The sequence below is a fragment of the Pseudomonas frederiksbergensis genome, assembly GCF_900105495.1.
GTDB lineage: Bacteria > Pseudomonadota > Gammaproteobacteria > Pseudomonadales > Pseudomonadaceae > Aquipseudomonas > Aquipseudomonas frederiksbergensis.
In genome coordinates, this window is the sequence record NZ_FNTF01000002.1 from 778,261 (window position 1) to 793,261 (window position 15,001).

The following is a 15,001-nucleotide window of genomic DNA, read 5'->3' on the forward strand; positions in this document are numbered from 1 at the left end:
GTTTGAATCATGCCACCCATCCTTTTTATCCCTTTGTGCAAACCCCGTAGAGCGCCGAGAATCGACGCTTTCTGTCCCTCTTCAATTATCGAGCGTGATGACCATGCAGCATCCAGCACGTACCGAACTCTGGGCCATCCTGCGGCTGGCGGGGCCGTTGATTGCCTCGCAGTTGGCGCACATGCTGATGGTCCTCACCGACACCTTGATGATGGCGCGCCTGAGTCCCGAAGCGCTGGCCGGTGGCGGCCTGGGCGCAGCGACTTACTCGTTCGTGTCGATCTTCTGCATTGGCGTGATCGCCGCGGTCGGCACCCTCGTGGCGATCCGTCAGGGTGCCGGCGACATCGTCGGCGCCGCCAGGCTGACCCAGGCCGGGTTATGGCTGGCGTGGTTGATGGCGCTGGTGGCCGGGCTGCTGCTGTGGAACCTCAAACCGGTGTTGCTGCTGTTCGGCCAGACCGAAACCAACGTCCACGCGGCCGGGCAGTTCCTGTTGATCCTGCCGTTCGCCCTGCCCGGCTACCTGAGCTTCATGGCCTTGCGCGGCTTCACCAGCGCCATCGGCCGGGCAACACCGGTGATGGTCATCAGCCTCGGCGGCACAGTGGCCAACTTCCTGCTCAATTACGCATTGATTACCGGCATGTTCGGCCTGCCGAAACTGGGGCTGATGGGCATCGGGCTGGTCACCGCTATCGTCGCCAACTGCATGGCGCTGGCGCTGGCCTGGCACATCCATCGGCATCCGGCTTACGACGCTTATCCCTTGCGTCAGGGCTTGTCGCGGCCTGACCGTCAGTATCTGAAGGAACTGTGGCGCTTGGGCTTGCCGATTGGCGGCACCTACGCAGTGGAAGTCGGACTGTTTGCGTTCGCCGCGCTGTGCATGGGCACCATGGGCAGTACGCAAATGGGCGCACACCAGATCGCCCTGCAAATCGTCTCGGTGGCGTTCATGGTTCCGGCGGGGATTTCCTATGCGATCACCATGCGCATCGGGCAGCACTACGGCGCCGGGCAGTTGTTAAGCGCACGGCTGGCCGGGCGGGTCGGCATTGCTTTTGGCGCGGCGGCGATGATTGCCTTCGCCATGGTCTTCTGGTTGCTGCCGAATCAGTTGATCGGTTTGTTCCTGGACCACAACGATCCGGCGTTCCGTGACGTCATCAACCTGGCCGTGAGCCTGTTGGCGGTCGCCGCGTGGTTCGAGCTGTTCGACGGCACGCAAACCATCGCCATGGGCTGCATTCGCGGGCTCAAGGATGCCAAGACCACGTTTCTCGTGGGTTTGGGCTGCTATTGGCTGATTGGCGCGCCGGCTGCCTGGTGGATGGCCTTCCATTTGAATTGGGGACCGACAGGCGTCTGGTGGGGATTGGCGCTGGGATTGGCGTGCGCGGCGGTGAGCCTGACGTGGGCGTTTGAGTGGAAGATGAAGCGGATGATCAGGCAGGAACCTGCGCTGCGGAATAGTTTCCCGGTCGCCCAGCCTGACTGAGAACCCCTGTGGAAACCGAGATCCCCTGTGGGAGTGAGCCTGCTCGCGATAGCGGTGTGTCAGTTAACAACGATGTTGACTGATACACCGCTATCGCGAGCAGGCTCACTCCTACAGGGGTATTGGGTTAGTTCACGACTTCCAGGGCGGTTTGCTGATTGCTACCGAACGTCAGGTACTCAACCAGCTCCGCCAGCGGCAACGGCTTGCTGATCAGATATCCCTGCACCTGATCGCAGCCAAACCCGCGCAACAGATCCAGTTGCTCCGGCGTTTCCACGCCTTCGGCGACCACTTCAAGATTGAGGTTGTGCGCCAGATTGATCATTGCGTGGACCAGTTTGCGATTCTCTTCACGCTGTTCCATGCCGCCGACAAAGCTCTTGTCGATCTTCAGCAAGGTAATCGGCAGGCTGTTGAGGTGCACGAACGAAGAGAACCCGGTGCCGAAGTCGTCGAGGGAGAAGCGCACACCCAGACGTCCCAACGCATCCATGGTCTGCTTCACCAGATCGCTGCGGCGCATCACCGCGGTTTCGGTCAATTCGAACTCCAGCCATTGCGCCTCGACACCGCGCTCGGCAATCAGCCGACTCAGTGTCGAGAGTAACTGGCTGTCCTGAAACTGCCGGAACGACAGGTTGATCGCCATGTGCAACGCCGGCAAACCCCGTTCGCGCAACGCTTGCATGTCGCGCAAGGCCCGGGAAATAACCCAGTAACCCAGCGGCACAATCAAGCCGCTTTGCTCGGCCAGCGGCACGAACTCGCTGGGTGGCAGCAAGCCGCGCTCGCCATGACGCCAGCGCACCAAGGCTTCGAGGCCGACGATCTGCCCGTCATCAAGGTTCAGGCGAGGCTGGTAATGCAGTTCCAGCTCATCCCGGCGCAACGCCCGGCGCAGCTCGCTTTCGAGGTCGGCCATGCTGCGGGCATTGCGATTGATGCGTTCGTTGAAGATGTGAAAGGTACAGCCTTGAGTGCTTTTGGCCTGTTGCATGGCGATGTGTGCGTGCCACATCAGCGGGTCGGCGCCGGCCTGGGCTCGGGCGTGGGCAATGCCGAGGCTGGAGCCGATCAACAGGCTTTCGCCGTCGACCCAGTAAGGCTCGGCCAGCGCTTCGGTGATCCGTTCGGCCATCCATTCGGCGCGCTGAGGCGCGCGACGGGTGTCGATCAGCAGGGCGAACTCATCGCTGCCCAGTCGGGCCAACTGATCGCTGGCCTCAAGCTGGCTTTTCAGCCGCGCGACCACTTGCAGGATCAGCCGGTCACCGGCCTGGTGGCCGAGGGCGTCGTTGGCGTGGCGAAAGTTGTCGAGGTCGAGGTGACCGAGGGCCAGGCCGCGACCGTCGTTTTCCGCCAGGCGTGCCGCCAGCAAGGTCTGGAAACCCTGGCGGTTGGCGATGCCGGTCAGCGGGTCTTGCTCGGCCAGGCGCTGCAGGGTGTTTTCCAGCAGGCCACGTTCGCGCACATGCCGCAGGCACCGGCGCAACATGCCGGGATCGAGCAAATCGCGCACCAGCCAGTCACTCACACCATCGGGCGGCAACAGCGGCTCATGTTCGAGTAGCAATACCGTCGGCAGGCTGCAACGGCCAGGTAAAGGTTGAAGCGCTGGAATCGTCAACAACACCGCGTTGCGGTTGTCATCGAACAGACTGCTGACTGACTCCCAGCCCGGAGCGCTGATGAGCACGGTCGAGCTCCCCATCGGAGCCAGACACTCGCGCAACAACGCTGCCCACGCTGGCTCTTCGGCCAGTAGCAGCAAACGCAAGGGTTCGACAGGCGTAGACAAGCTAGCTCCCTAGACTCTGCAAAGATGTAGGCGGCGGGCATTATGCAGCGCCGGTAACCAATGACCAAATGACCCCGGTTATCAAACGCGGCTTTGTATCTTGAATAACGAACAATAGACGCACATTCAACGCGCATCCTGCGTGAAAGTATCAAAACCGGCAAATATAGATAGCGTGCTGCGTCACAAGTCGGAGAGAGCAGCACAATTCGCTGAGCCTGTTAAAATGCCGGCCCATTTCGCAAACGACTCCCTGATTTCGTATGTCCCGACTCAATCCCCGGCAGCAAGAAGCCGTGAACTACGTCGGCGGCCCTCTTTTGGTGCTCGCCGGTGCAGGCTCCGGCAAGACCAGCGTGATCACCCGCAAGATCGCCCACTTGATCCAGAATTGCGGCATCCGCGCCCAGTACATCGTCGCCATGACCTTTACCAACAAGGCTGCGCGCGAAATGAAGGAACGGGTCGGCACCTTGCTCAAGGGCGGCGAAGGCCGCGGCCTGACGGTCTGCACCTTCCACAATCTGGGCCTGAACATCATCCGCAAGGAACACGTGCGGCTGGGCTACAAGCCGGGGTTCTCGATCTTCGACGAGACCGATGTCAAAGCCTTGATGACCGACATCATGCAGAAGGAATACTCGGGCGACGACGGCGTCGACGAGATCAAGAACATGATCGGCTCGTGGAAAAACGACCTGATCCTGCCGCCCGAAGCCCTGGAAAACGCGCGCAACCCCAAGGAACAGACCGCCGCCATCGTCTACACCCACTATCAGCGCACGCTCAAGGCGTTCAACGCGGTGGACTTCGACGACCTGATCCTGCTGCCGGTGAAGCTGTTCCAGGAACACGCCGACATCCTCGAAAAATGGCAGAACAAAGTCCGCTACCTGCTGGTGGACGAATACCAGGACACGAACGCCAGCCAGTATTTGCTGGTGAAGTTGCTGATCGGTACGCGCAACCAGTTCACCGTGGTCGGCGATGACGACCAGTCGATCTACGCCTGGCGCGGCGCGCGACCGGAAAACCTGATGCTGCTCAAGGACGATTACCCGTCCCTGAAAGTGGTGATGCTGGAGCAAAACTACCGCTCCACCAGCCGCATTTTGCGCTGTGCCAACGTGTTGATCTCGAACAACCCGCACGAATTCGAAAAGCAGTTGTGGAGCGAGATGGGCCACGGCGACGAGATTCGCGTAATCCGTTGCCGCAACGAAGACGCCGAAGCCGAGCGTGTGGCCGTGGAATTGCTGACCCTGCACTTGCGCACGGACCGGCCTTACAGTGATTTCGCGATCCTGTATCGCGGCAACTACCAGGCCAAGCTGATCGAGCTGAAGCTGCAACACCACCAGATTCCGTATCGCCTGTCCGGCGGCAACAGCTTTTTCGGACGTCAGGAAGTGAAAGACCTGATGGCCTACTTCCGCCTGATCGTGAACCCGGACGACGACAACGCCTTCCTGCGGGTGATCAACGTCCCACGCCGGGAGATCGGTTCGACCACCTTGGAAAAGCTGGGCAACTACGCCACCGAACGCAAAATCTCGATGTACGCCGCCACCGACGAAATCGGTCTGGGCGAGCATCTGGACACGCGCTTCACCGATCGCCTGTCGCGCTTCAAGCGCTTCATGGACAAGGTCCGCGAGCAATGCGCCGGCGAAGACCCGATCTCGGCGCTACGCAGCATGGTCATGGACATCGACTACGAGAACTGGCTGCGCACCAACAGCTCCAGCGACAAGGCCGCCGATTACCGCATGGGTAACGTCTGGTTCCTGATCGAGGCGCTGAAGAACACCCTCGAAAAAGACGAAGAAGGCGAGATGACCGTCGAAGACGCCATCGGCAAACTCGTCCTGCGCGACATGCTGGAACGTCAGCAGGAAGAGGAAGACGGCGCCGAAGGTGTGCAGATGATGACCCTTCACGCCTCCAAGGGCCTGGAATTCCCCTACGTGTTCATCATGGGCATGGAAGAGGAAATCCTTCCGCACCGCTCCAGCATCGAAGCCGACACCATCGAAGAAGAACGCCGCCTGGCCTACGTCGGAATTACCCGGGCGCGTCAGACGCTGGCCTTCACCTTCGCCGCCAAGCGTAAGCAATACGGCGAGATCATCGATTGCGCGCCGAGCCGCTTCCTCGATGAGCTGCCACCGGACGACCTGGCCTGGGAAGGCACCGACGACACACCCGTTGAAGTCAAAGCCGTTCGCGGCAATACCGCATTGGCGGACATACGCGCGATGTTAAAGCGCTAAAATCGACTACTTTTTAACCAGCCTTAGGCGCATAGCCGTCCTTAGAGGAAAGCTTCATGGAAGCACTGCACAAGAAAATTCGCGAAGAAGGCATCGTGCTTTCCGACCAAGTCCTGAAAGTCGACGCCTTTCTGAACCACCAGATCGACCCGGCCCTGATGAAGCTGATCGGCGACGAATTCGCCTCGCTGTTCAAGGATTCGGGCATCACCAAGATCGTCACCATCGAAGCCTCGGGCATCGCGCCGGCAATCATGACCGGTCTGAACCTTGGCGTGCCGGTGATTTTTGCGCGCAAGCATCAATCCCTGACCCTGACCGAAAACCTGCTGTCGGCGACCGTTTACTCGTTCACCAAGCAGACCGAAAGCACCGTGGCGATCTCCCCGCGCCACCTGACCAGCAGCGACCGCGTGCTGATCATTGATGACTTTTTGGCCAACGGTAAGGCGTCGCAAGCGCTGATCTCGATCATCAAACAGGCCGGCGCGACGGTTGCTGGTTTGGGTATCGTGATCGAGAAGTCGTTCCAGGGCGGCCGTGCGGAACTGGATGCCCAGGGTTATCGCGTTGAATCCCTGGCCCGCGTTCAGTCGCTGGCTGGCGGCGTCGTGACCTTCATCGAATAAGCCCTCTGCATCACCGAACCTGTGGGAGCGGGCTTGCCCGCGATGAGGTCATAACATTCAACATTGATGTTGGCTGTTCCACCGCCATCGCGGGCAAGCCCGCTCCCACAGTTTTTTGTGGTGACTGTTACTGCGCAGTGGCCTTCAGGCCGGTGAGCAGTAGCCGTTGAAACAAATCCTCTTTCAGCCCTTGCGGGTTGGTCAGCTGCATGCGCTCCAGATGTTCGGGAAACGATGAAGGCTCCGGCGCATCCAGCGCTGCCTTGCCCAGTTCCAGAATTTCCGTGAGCTTGAACTTGCTCTTCAGCCAGTTCAGCGCCCGCAACAGATCCTTCTCCTCAGCGGTGAAATCACAGCCCAACGGATATTCCGGGAACAACTGCGGATGCCGCGCCTGAATGGCCTGCAAGCGCTGCGGGCTGTTGTCAGCAAAGCGTGGATCAAGGCGGAAATTCTTCGGCAACTTGCCGACTGCCTGAGCCTGTTCGATCAATCCCGGCTGGAAACGTGAGTCACTGATATTCAGCAACGCCTCGATCACCGCCGCATCGGTCTTGCCCCGCAGGTCGGCGATGCCGTACTCGGTGACCACAATGTCTCGCAGGTGTCGCGGGATCGTGCAATGGCCGTACTCCCAGACGATGTTCGAACTGACCTCACCGCCCGATTCGCGCCAACTGCGCAGCAGCAACACCGAGCGCGCCCCTTCCAGTGCATGGCCTTGCGCAACGAAGTTGTACTGCCCGCCGACACCGCTGAGTACTCGCCCGTCTTCGAGCTGATCGGCGACGCCGGCACCCAGCAGGGTCATGGTGAACACGGTGTTGATGAAACGCGCATCGAGGCGCTGCAGGCGTTTGAGTTCTTCCTGGCCGAAAAGCTCGTTGATGTAGCTGATACGGGTCATGTTGAATTCGAGCCGCTTGCTCTGCGGCAACTCGCGCAGGCGTTCATAGAAACTGCGCGGCCCAAGGAAGAAACCGCCATGCACCGAAATGCCGTCAGTCTGCGCGGCTTCATCCAGCGTGCCGGCATTCGCCTGTTGCTGGGTCGGTACATCGGGGTAGACCTTGCGCCGCACGATCCCGGCGTCAGCCAGCACCAGCAAGCCGTTGACGAACATTTCGCTGCAACCGTAAAGGCCCTTGGCGAAAGGCTCGACGCCGCCTTCGCGGTCGATGAGTTGCGCCCACTGACTGAGATTCACCTCCGCCAGCAACGCCTTGTAACCGTCATTGTCGGCCTGCCGCGCCAGCAACGCAGCGGTCAGGGCATCACCCATGGCGCCGATGCCGATCTGCAAGGTGCCGCCGTCGCGCACCAACGTGCTGGCGTGCAGCCCAATGAAGTGATCCTGAAACCCCACCGGCATGTTCGGCGTGGAGAACAGCGTGGTGCTGTCCTTCTTGTCGATCAGCAGGTCGAACGTGTCGATAGCGATTTCGGCATCGCCCGGCATGTACGGCAAATCGTTGTGCACCTGGCCCACCAACAGGATTGTCTCCCCCGCCGCCCGACGCTTGGCGATCATGGGGAACAGGTCGAGGGTGATGTCCGGGTTGCAGCTCAGGCTCAGGCGGTCGGGGTGCTCACTGTGGCTGGCGACCAATTGCGCCACCAGGTTCAACCCGGCGGCGTTGATATCCCGAGCAGCGTGGCTGTAATTGCTGCTCACGTAATCCTGCTGGGCCTGGGCGCTGTGGAGCAGGCTGCCGGGCTGCATGAAGAATTGCTGAATATGAATGTTGGGCGGCAGGCTGTCACGATGCAGGTCGGCGAGGAAGTCCAGTTCAGGATAATCGCCAAAAACCCGCTCGATGAAGGGTTCGAGAAAGCGCTTTTGCAAACCGTCGCCCAAGGGAGGACGGCCCAGGCACAGGGCTGTGTAGATCGTCAGCTGCCGCTCGGGCAATTGCGCGATGCGTTGGAACAGCGCGTTGACGAAGTGGTTGGGTTTGCCCAGACCGAGGGGCAGGCCCATGTGGATATGCGCCGGCAACCGTGCCAAGACATCATCGACCGCTTGCTCGATAGAACACAGCTGCACCATCTGATCCTCCCTTACATTCCGTGAATTGGGGTTGGACCGAGCTTGCCGGGTCTTTGCTGCAATGAACAGCCTCGGGCGTAAATCGCAGCTACAAAAAAGCCGCTCGAAAGCGGCTTTTTGATGAAGATGAAGGCTTATTTCAGGCCGGACATCTTCTGGATGGCGCCCTTGAGGTCGGCATCAGAGCAATCGGCGCAGGTGCCTTTTGGAGGCATTGCATTGATGCCGGAGATGGCTTTCGCCAGCAGACCATCGAGGCCGCCTTCTTTCTTGGCGCGCTCGCCCCACGCTGCGGCATCACCGATTTTCGGCGCGCCCAACAGGCCAGTGCTGTGGCAAGCGTTGCAATGTTTTGCAATCACTGAGTCAGGGGTCTTGGCATCTCCACCACCCGCAGACGCAGCAACTTCCATCCCCTTGCACTCTTTACCCTGAACGCAAACCTGGCCGACTGGCTCAAGGCGTTTGGCAATATCGTCGTTGGTCGCAGCTTGTGCGCTGACTGCCCAAAGGGCCAATACGGTTGCTGGTACGGCCAGCATTTTCATAATTAGATTCACGCGTTCACCCTCAATGGTGGCTAGTCACGCCCACGGCCACGGTTCGCAGGCGGGCGCAAGTATAACGATAAGCCCGCCACACTGAAACAACCCTAAAGTCGGAGGGGTCTTATACGTGGCGGAAAAACGACTCGGGCCCCTGCGCAATGCTTGCCGGACGCCTCTTTCTTAGAAATTCGCTGGAGTAGCTGCGCTGATTAGTCGCGCTGGCGCATCGAACGGATTACGGAAACGGTGCGGTTTTGTACTTTCAAAGTAGTAGCTGTCGCCTGCTTCGAGCACAAAAGTTTCAAGCCCTACCACCAGTTCGAGTCGACCTTCGAGCAAAATCCCGGTTTCCTCGCCCTCATGGGTGAGCATCTCTTCGCCGGTGTCGGCGCCTGGCGGGTAGATTTCGTTAAGGAACGCGATGGCCCGGCTTGGGTGAGCCCTGCCGACCAGCTTCATGGTCACTGCACCATCGGAAATATCGATCAGCTCGTTGGCTTTGTAGACGATCTGAGTCGGTTTTTCCTGCAGGATCTCTTCGGAAAAGAACTCGACCATGGACATGGGAATCCCGCCCAGTACCTTCCTCAGCGAACTGATCGAGGGGCTGACGCTGTTCTTCTCGATCATCGAAATGGTGCTGTTGGTGACGCCCGCGCGTTTGGCGAGTTCACGCTGGGAAAGTCCTTTGAGCTTACGGATCGATTGCAGTCGTTCACCGACGTCCAATGCTGGAGCCTCCGGGATTCAGGTTGTTGGAATATGAGCGTTATCATGGCGACAGCGTTCAGTATTTACAACACTTGGGCCTGAATCCTGTTCGGTGAAGCGACTTTCGGTCGGGGCGCTTTAACCTAAGCCCCGGAATAGAGCATTGGCACCCGGCGCAGGTTGCAGAAGATCTGGTAGGGAATCGTGCCCGCGGCGGCCGCTACGTCACTGGCGAGGATATTTTTGCCCCACAACTCGACAGTCGAACCGAGGCCGGCTTGCGGCACATCGGTCAGGTCGATGCAGAGCATGTCCATCGACACCCGGCCAATCAACTGGCTGCGCTGTCCGGCAACCAGCACCGGCGTACCGGTCGGTGCCTGACGCGGGTAGCCGTCGGCATAACCCATGGCCACCACGCCCACGCGCATCGGTTTCTGGGTGATGAATTTGGCGCCGTAGCCGATCGGTTCGCCGGCCGGCAGTTCACGCACGCAAATCACTTTCGATTCGAGCGTCATCACCGGTTGCAGGCGCGATGCCACGGCGTTGGCTTCTTCAAACGGAGTCGCGCCGTAGAGCATGATGCCCGGGCGAACCCAGTCACTTGGAATCTGCGGCCAACCGAGTACTGCCGGCGAATTGCCCAGGCTGATCTCGGCCGACAAGCCCTGACGCGCCGCTTCGAACACCGCGACCTGCTCGATACTGGCCTGACTGTGCAGCTCATCGGCCCGGGCGAAGTGGCTCATCAGAACAATCTTCGCCACCTTGCCGCTGGCCAGCAGCCGTTGATAGCCCGCCTGATAATCCTTTGGATGCAAGCCCACCCGATGCATGCCCGAATCGAGCTTGAGCCAGACCGTGATCGGCTTGCTCAGTGCAGCGTTCTCGATGGCTTCGAGCTGCCACAGCGAATGCACCACACACCAGAAGTCATGCTCGACGATCAGCGACAGTTCATCGGCCTCGAAAAAACCTTCCAGCAACAACACCGGCGCACGAATGCCCGCGGCTCGCAGCTCCAACGCTTCTTCGATACAGGCTACGGCGAAACCGTCTGCTTCGGCTTCCAGCGCCTGGGCGCAACGCACCGCGCCATGGCCGTAGGCATCGGCCTTGATCACCGCGAGGGCCTTGGCCCCCGTGACTTCACGGGCGATTTGGTAGTTGTGACGCAGGGCTTGAAGGTCGATCAGGGCACGGGCTGGACGCATGGCGGCAGACTTCTAGGCGGTCATGGGAAGAAAAACCGGTGCTGGCTGACGGCATACACCACCACTAGCACCGGGAGAGGGATTTTTCAGACGGGTTATGGCAGAGCGGCGACAACCGACAGCTCAACCAAGATTTCCGGCTCGCACAACTTCGATTCAACGGTGGCACGGGCCGGTGCGACGCCTTTTGGCAGCCACTTGTCCCAGACCGCGTTCATGCCTTCGAAGTGTGCATCAATGTCTTTCAAGTAAATCGTTACCGACAGCAAACGGCTCTTGTCGGTCCCGGCCAGATCCAGCAAACGCTCGATGTTGGCAAGCGTTTCACGGGTCTGCTGTTCAATCCCGGCGTTCATATCGTCGCCGACCTGCCCTGCCAGATACACGGTACCGCTGTGGACTACGATCTGGCTCATGCGCTCATTGGTGAGCTGGCGCTGGATTGACATGTTTTGCAGACTCCTGAAGTTTTTTTCCATAACGGGAAATATCGAGGCCTTCGGCGCTGATCTGCGGCGTTTTCTTCGCCATCAAATCGGCCAGCAAGCGACCGGAACCGCACGCCATGGTCCAACCAAGCGTGCCGTGACCCGTGTTCAAAAACAGATTGCTGAACGGCGTAGCACCCACGATCGGCGTACCGTCCGGGGTGGTCGGACGCAGGCCGGTCCAGAAACTCGCCTGGGCCAGGTCGCCGCCCTGAGGATAGAGGTCGTTGACGATCATCTCCAGGGTTTCGCGCCGACGCGGATTCAGCGACAGGTCAAAACCGGCAATTTCAGCCATGCCACCGACGCGGATGCGGTTGTCGAAACGGGTGATCGCGACCTTGTAGGTCTCGTCGAGAATAGTCGAAGTCGGGGCCATCGCCGGGTTGGTGATCGGCACAGTCAAGGAATAACCCTTGAGCGGATACACCGGCGCCTTGATCCCCAGCGGCTTGAGCAGTTGCGGCGAGTAGCTGCCCAGGGCCAGCACGTAGCGATCAGCAGTTTCCAGCTTGCCGTCGATCCATACGCCGTTGATGCGGTCACCGGCGTAATCGAGGCGCTGAATGTCCTGGTCGAAGCGGAATTCCACACCCAGTTTGGTCGCCATTTCGACCAGGCGGGTGGTGAACATCTGGCAGTCGCCCGTCTGGTCATTCGGCAGGCGCAGGGCACCGGCGAGGATGTCGGTGACGCTGGCCAGCGCCGGCTCAACGCGGGCAATGCCGGCGCGGTCGAGCAGTTCGAATGGCACGCCAGATTCTTTCAGCACGGCGATGTCTTTCCAGGCGCCGTCGAGTTGGGCCTGGGTGCGGAACAGTTGGGTAGTGCCGAGGCTGCGGCCTTCGTAGGCAATGCCGGTTTCGGCGCGCAATTCATCGAGGCAGTCACGGCTGTACTCGGACAGGCGGACCATGCGCTCCTTGTTCACCGCATAACGGCTGGCGGTGCAGTTGCGCAGCATTTGCGCCATCCACAAGTATTGGTCGATGTCGGCGGTGGCCTTGATCGCCAGCGGTGCGTGGCGCTGCAACAGCCACTTGATGGCCTTGAGCGGAACGCCCGGCGCAGCCCACGGCGAGGCATAACCCGGCGAAACCTGCCCGGCGTTGGCGAAGCTGGTCTCCATGGCAGCGGCCGGCTGACGGTCCACCACCACCACTTCAAACCCGGCACGCGCCAGGTAGTAAGCACTGGTGGTACCGATGACGCCGCTACCCAAGACCATAACGCGCATTTTCATATCCCTCATCGCGGCTTGCCGCTGACGTTTGTAGTTGTCGAGCATTGATGTGCGCAGTGTAAAAAAGATCAGGCAGTGCTTTTCACTATATAAGTGCCTATATTTGGCGAGAATTCTCGGCAAAAACGCTTTTCACGGAGGCGCATCCCCTATGCGTACCAACACTCAGACCAAACGTGAGCTGGACAAGATCGACCGCAACATCCTGCGGATCCTACAAACGGACGGGCGCATCTCTTTCACCGAACTGGGTGAAAAGGTCGGGCTCTCGACCACGCCTTGTACGGAGCGGGTCCGGCGGCTGGAGCGCGAAGGGATCATCATGGGCTACAACGCCCGGCTCAATCCGCAGCACCTCAAGGGCAGTCTTCTGGTATTCGTCGAGATCAGCCTCGACTACAAGTCCGGCGATACTTTCGAAGAGTTCCGACGCGCGGTCCTGAAGCTTCCCCACGTGCTGGAGTGCCATTTGGTGTCAGGGGATTTCGACTATCTGGTGAAAGCGCGGATTTCCGAGATGGCCTCGTACCGCAAGTTGCTGGGCGACATCCTGCTCAAGCTGCCGCATGTGCGCGAATCCAAGAGCTACATCGTGATGGAAGAAGTGAAAGAGAGCTTGAACCTGCCGATACCGGATTGAGCCCACACAGATCGTCACAGATCGTTCCCACACTCCGCGTGGGAACGATCAATCAAACGAGAACTTGCCGGGTGCTGGCCATGTACTCATGAATCTGCTTCTCGACCCGCGGATGAATCAGCTCCACCGGCCCCCGCCCATTCGGGCATGGCAAGGTCTTGGTGGTGCCGAACAACCGGCAAATCAGTGGCCGCTCGTCATACACGGTGCAGCCGTTGGGTCCGAGGTGTACACAATTGAGTTCATCCATTGCCGCATCCTGCTCGGCCCGGGTCTTGCGTGGCAGGCGGGACATTTCTTCCGGTGAGGTGGTCACCGGCCCACAACAGTCATGGCAGCCGGGCACGCACTCGAACGAGGGAATTTGCTGCCGTAGCGTACGAATTTTCTGACTGTTGCAGCTCATCGAAGCGGTGACCAAAAGCGAAATAGAGCGCGATTCTGACGCAAATGCCCCGATCCAGACAGCACCAACCGACCAGTGTTGCCCGTGTCCGAAGGTCCGGCTTATGCTCCGTCAAATTTTCTAAACGCAAGAATCAGGAACACGCACATGAATGCCCGTGCCCAGCAACCGGCCCCGAACCACCAGCACCCTGCTTCTTACTACGCCGCCAGCAGCCTGCCGCAGCCCGATCATCCGGTGCTCACAGGCGATCTGGTGGCTGACGTGTGCGTGGTCGGTGGCGGGTTCTCCGGGTTGAACACGGCACTCGAACTGGCCGATCGCGGCTTGAGTGTAATTCTGCTCGAAGCCCACAAAATCGGTTGGGGCGCCAGCGGACGCAACGGTGGACAGTTGATTCGTGGCGTCGGCCATGGCCTCGATCAGTTCGCCAACGTGGTCGGTGCGGACGGCGTGCGTCAGATGAAACTCATGGGCCTGGAAGCGGTGGAAATCGTCCGACAGCGCGTCGAGCGTTTTCAGATTCCTTGCGACCTGACGTGGGGTTATTGCGACCTGGCCAACAAACCCCGAGACCTCGAAGGTTTTGCCGAAGACGCCGAAGAGCTGCGCAGCCTCGGTTATCGTTACGAAACCCGTCTGCTGCAAGCCAGTGAAATGCATTCGGTAGTGGGTTCCGACCGTTACGTCGGCGGTTTGATCGACATGGGCTCGGGGCACATGCATCCGCTGAACCTGGCGCTGGGTGAAGCGGCCGCCGCCCAACAGTTGGGGGTGAAGCTGTTCGAACGATCGGCAGTCACCCGCATCGATTATGGCCCCGAGGTCAAGGTCTACACCGCCCAAGGTTCGGTCCGCGCCAAAACGCTGGTGCTGGGCTGCAACGCCTACCTCAATGAACTCAATCCCGAACTCAGCGGCAAGGTGCTGCCCGCCGGCAGCTATATCATCGCCACCGAACCCTTGAGCGAAGAACTGGCTCACGCGCTACTGCCGCAGAACATGGCGGTCTGTGATCAGCGGGTCGCGCTGGATTACTACCGGCTCTCGGCGGACCGACGCTTGCTGTTTGGCGGCGCCTGTCACTATTCAGGTCGCGACCCGAAGGACATCGCCGCGTACATGCGGCCGAAGATGCTGGAAGTTTTCCCGCAACTGGCCGGGGTCAAGATCGACTATCAATGGGGCGGGATGATTGGCATCGGCGCTAATCGCCTGCCGCAGATCGGGCGGTTAAAGGATCAGCCGAACGTGTATTACGCCCAGGCTTATTCCGGTCATGGCGTGAATGCCACGCACCTGGCTGGGAAATTGTTGGCTGAGGCTATCAGTGGTCAGCACAGCGGAGGGTTCGATCTGTTCGCCAAGGTGCCGCATATCACCTTTCCTGGCGGTAAGCATTTGCGCTCGCCGTTGTTGGCGTTGGGGATGTTGTGGCATCGGCTTAAAGAGTTGGTCTGAACCTGATTAAGCGACATATCCACCCTTGTAGCA

The 15,001-nt window shown here is 59.8% G+C and carries 13 protein-coding genes; 5 read left to right on the forward strand and 8 right to left on the reverse strand.

The window, feature by feature from the left end:
* The first annotated feature begins 103 nt into the window (after positions 1 to 103).
* A complete protein-coding gene (locus BLW70_RS04260) occupies positions 104 to 1,501 on the forward strand; it encodes a NorM family multidrug efflux MATE transporter (RefSeq protein ID WP_074880405.1) in 1,398 nt (465 codons plus the stop codon).
* Between the two features lie 127 nt (positions 1,502 to 1,628).
* Here the strand turns inward: BLW70_RS04260 and BLW70_RS04265 are convergent, their stop codons facing one another.
* Positions 1,629 to 3,302, reverse strand: coding sequence for a putative bifunctional diguanylate cyclase/phosphodiesterase (locus BLW70_RS04265; RefSeq protein ID WP_074871925.1), 1,674 nt, complete (start codon positions 3,300 to 3,302; stop codon positions 1,629 to 1,631).
* A gap of 263 nt (positions 3,303 to 3,565) precedes the next feature.
* Between BLW70_RS04265 and rep the strand changes: the two genes are divergently transcribed.
* Together rep and BLW70_RS04275 are read left to right on the forward strand one after the other, a co-directional pair.
* Complete coding sequence (gene rep, locus BLW70_RS04270) at positions 3,566 to 5,575, forward strand: DNA helicase Rep (protein WP_074871927.1); 2,010 nt, start codon at positions 3,566 to 3,568, stop codon at positions 5,573 to 5,575.
* Positions 5,576 to 5,631: 56 nt separating this feature from the next.
* Positions 5,632 to 6,204, forward strand: coding sequence for a xanthine phosphoribosyltransferase (locus BLW70_RS04275; protein ID WP_008150200.1), 573 nt, complete (start codon positions 5,632 to 5,634; stop codon positions 6,202 to 6,204).
* 127 nt (positions 6,205 to 6,331) lie between these two features.
* Here the strand turns inward: BLW70_RS04275 and BLW70_RS04280 are convergent, their stop codons facing one another.
* From BLW70_RS04280 to dadA, 6 genes are all read right to left on the reverse strand, one after another.
* The gene (locus BLW70_RS04280; RefSeq protein ID WP_074871928.1) at positions 6,332 to 8,254 is read right to left on the reverse strand and encodes an acetyl-CoA hydrolase/transferase C-terminal domain-containing protein; all 1,923 of its coding nucleotides are present in this window, start codon (positions 8,252 to 8,254) and stop codon (positions 6,332 to 6,334) included.
* A 134-nt stretch (positions 8,255 to 8,388) separates the two neighbouring features.
* Positions 8,389 to 8,814 (reverse strand): c-type cytochrome, encoded by a 426-nt coding sequence (locus BLW70_RS04285; protein ID WP_074871930.1) that lies wholly within the window; start codon positions 8,812 to 8,814, stop codon positions 8,389 to 8,391.
* A gap of 168 nt (positions 8,815 to 8,982) precedes the next feature.
* Positions 8,983 to 9,531, reverse strand: a complete 549-nt coding sequence (locus BLW70_RS04290; protein ID WP_064680419.1) for a cupin domain-containing protein — start codon at positions 9,529 to 9,531, stop codon at positions 8,983 to 8,985.
* 125 nt (positions 9,532 to 9,656) lie between these two features.
* Positions 9,657 to 10,730: an alanine racemase gene (gene alr / locus BLW70_RS04295; protein ID WP_074871932.1), complete on the reverse strand. Its 1,074-nt coding sequence runs from the start codon at positions 10,728 to 10,730 to the stop codon at positions 9,657 to 9,659.
* A 95-nt stretch (positions 10,731 to 10,825) separates the two neighbouring features.
* Entirely contained in the window at positions 10,826 to 11,179 is a 354-nt protein-coding gene (locus BLW70_RS04300; protein WP_008150191.1) for a RidA family protein, read from the reverse strand.
* A complete protein-coding gene (gene dadA, locus BLW70_RS04305) occupies positions 11,151 to 12,455 on the reverse strand; it encodes a D-amino acid dehydrogenase (RefSeq protein ID WP_074880408.1) in 1,305 nt (434 codons plus the stop codon). Before dadA ends, BLW70_RS04300 begins: the two co-directional genes overlap by 29 nt.
* A gap of 157 nt (positions 12,456 to 12,612) precedes the next feature.
* On the opposite strand from dadA, the gene BLW70_RS04310 reads away from it, so the two are divergent.
* On the forward strand, positions 12,613 to 13,101 hold the full coding sequence (locus BLW70_RS04310; protein ID WP_003176896.1) for an Lrp/AsnC ligand binding domain-containing protein: 489 nt from the start codon (positions 12,613 to 12,615) through the stop codon (positions 13,099 to 13,101).
* A gap of 52 nt (positions 13,102 to 13,153) precedes the next feature.
* On the opposite strand, the gene BLW70_RS04315 is transcribed toward BLW70_RS04310, so the two are convergent.
* On the reverse strand, positions 13,154 to 13,507 hold the full coding sequence (locus tag BLW70_RS04315; RefSeq protein WP_007947437.1) for a YkgJ family cysteine cluster protein: 354 nt from the start codon (positions 13,505 to 13,507) through the stop codon (positions 13,154 to 13,156).
* A 147-nt stretch (positions 13,508 to 13,654) separates the two neighbouring features.
* On the opposite strand from BLW70_RS04315, the gene BLW70_RS04320 reads away from it, so the two are divergent.
* Positions 13,655 to 14,968 carry an NAD(P)/FAD-dependent oxidoreductase gene (locus BLW70_RS04320; RefSeq protein ID WP_074871933.1) on the forward strand — a complete coding sequence of 438 codons (1,314 nt, stop codon included), beginning with the start codon at positions 13,655 to 13,657 and terminating at the stop codon, positions 14,966 to 14,968.
* Positions 14,969 to 15,001 lie beyond the last annotated feature (33 nt).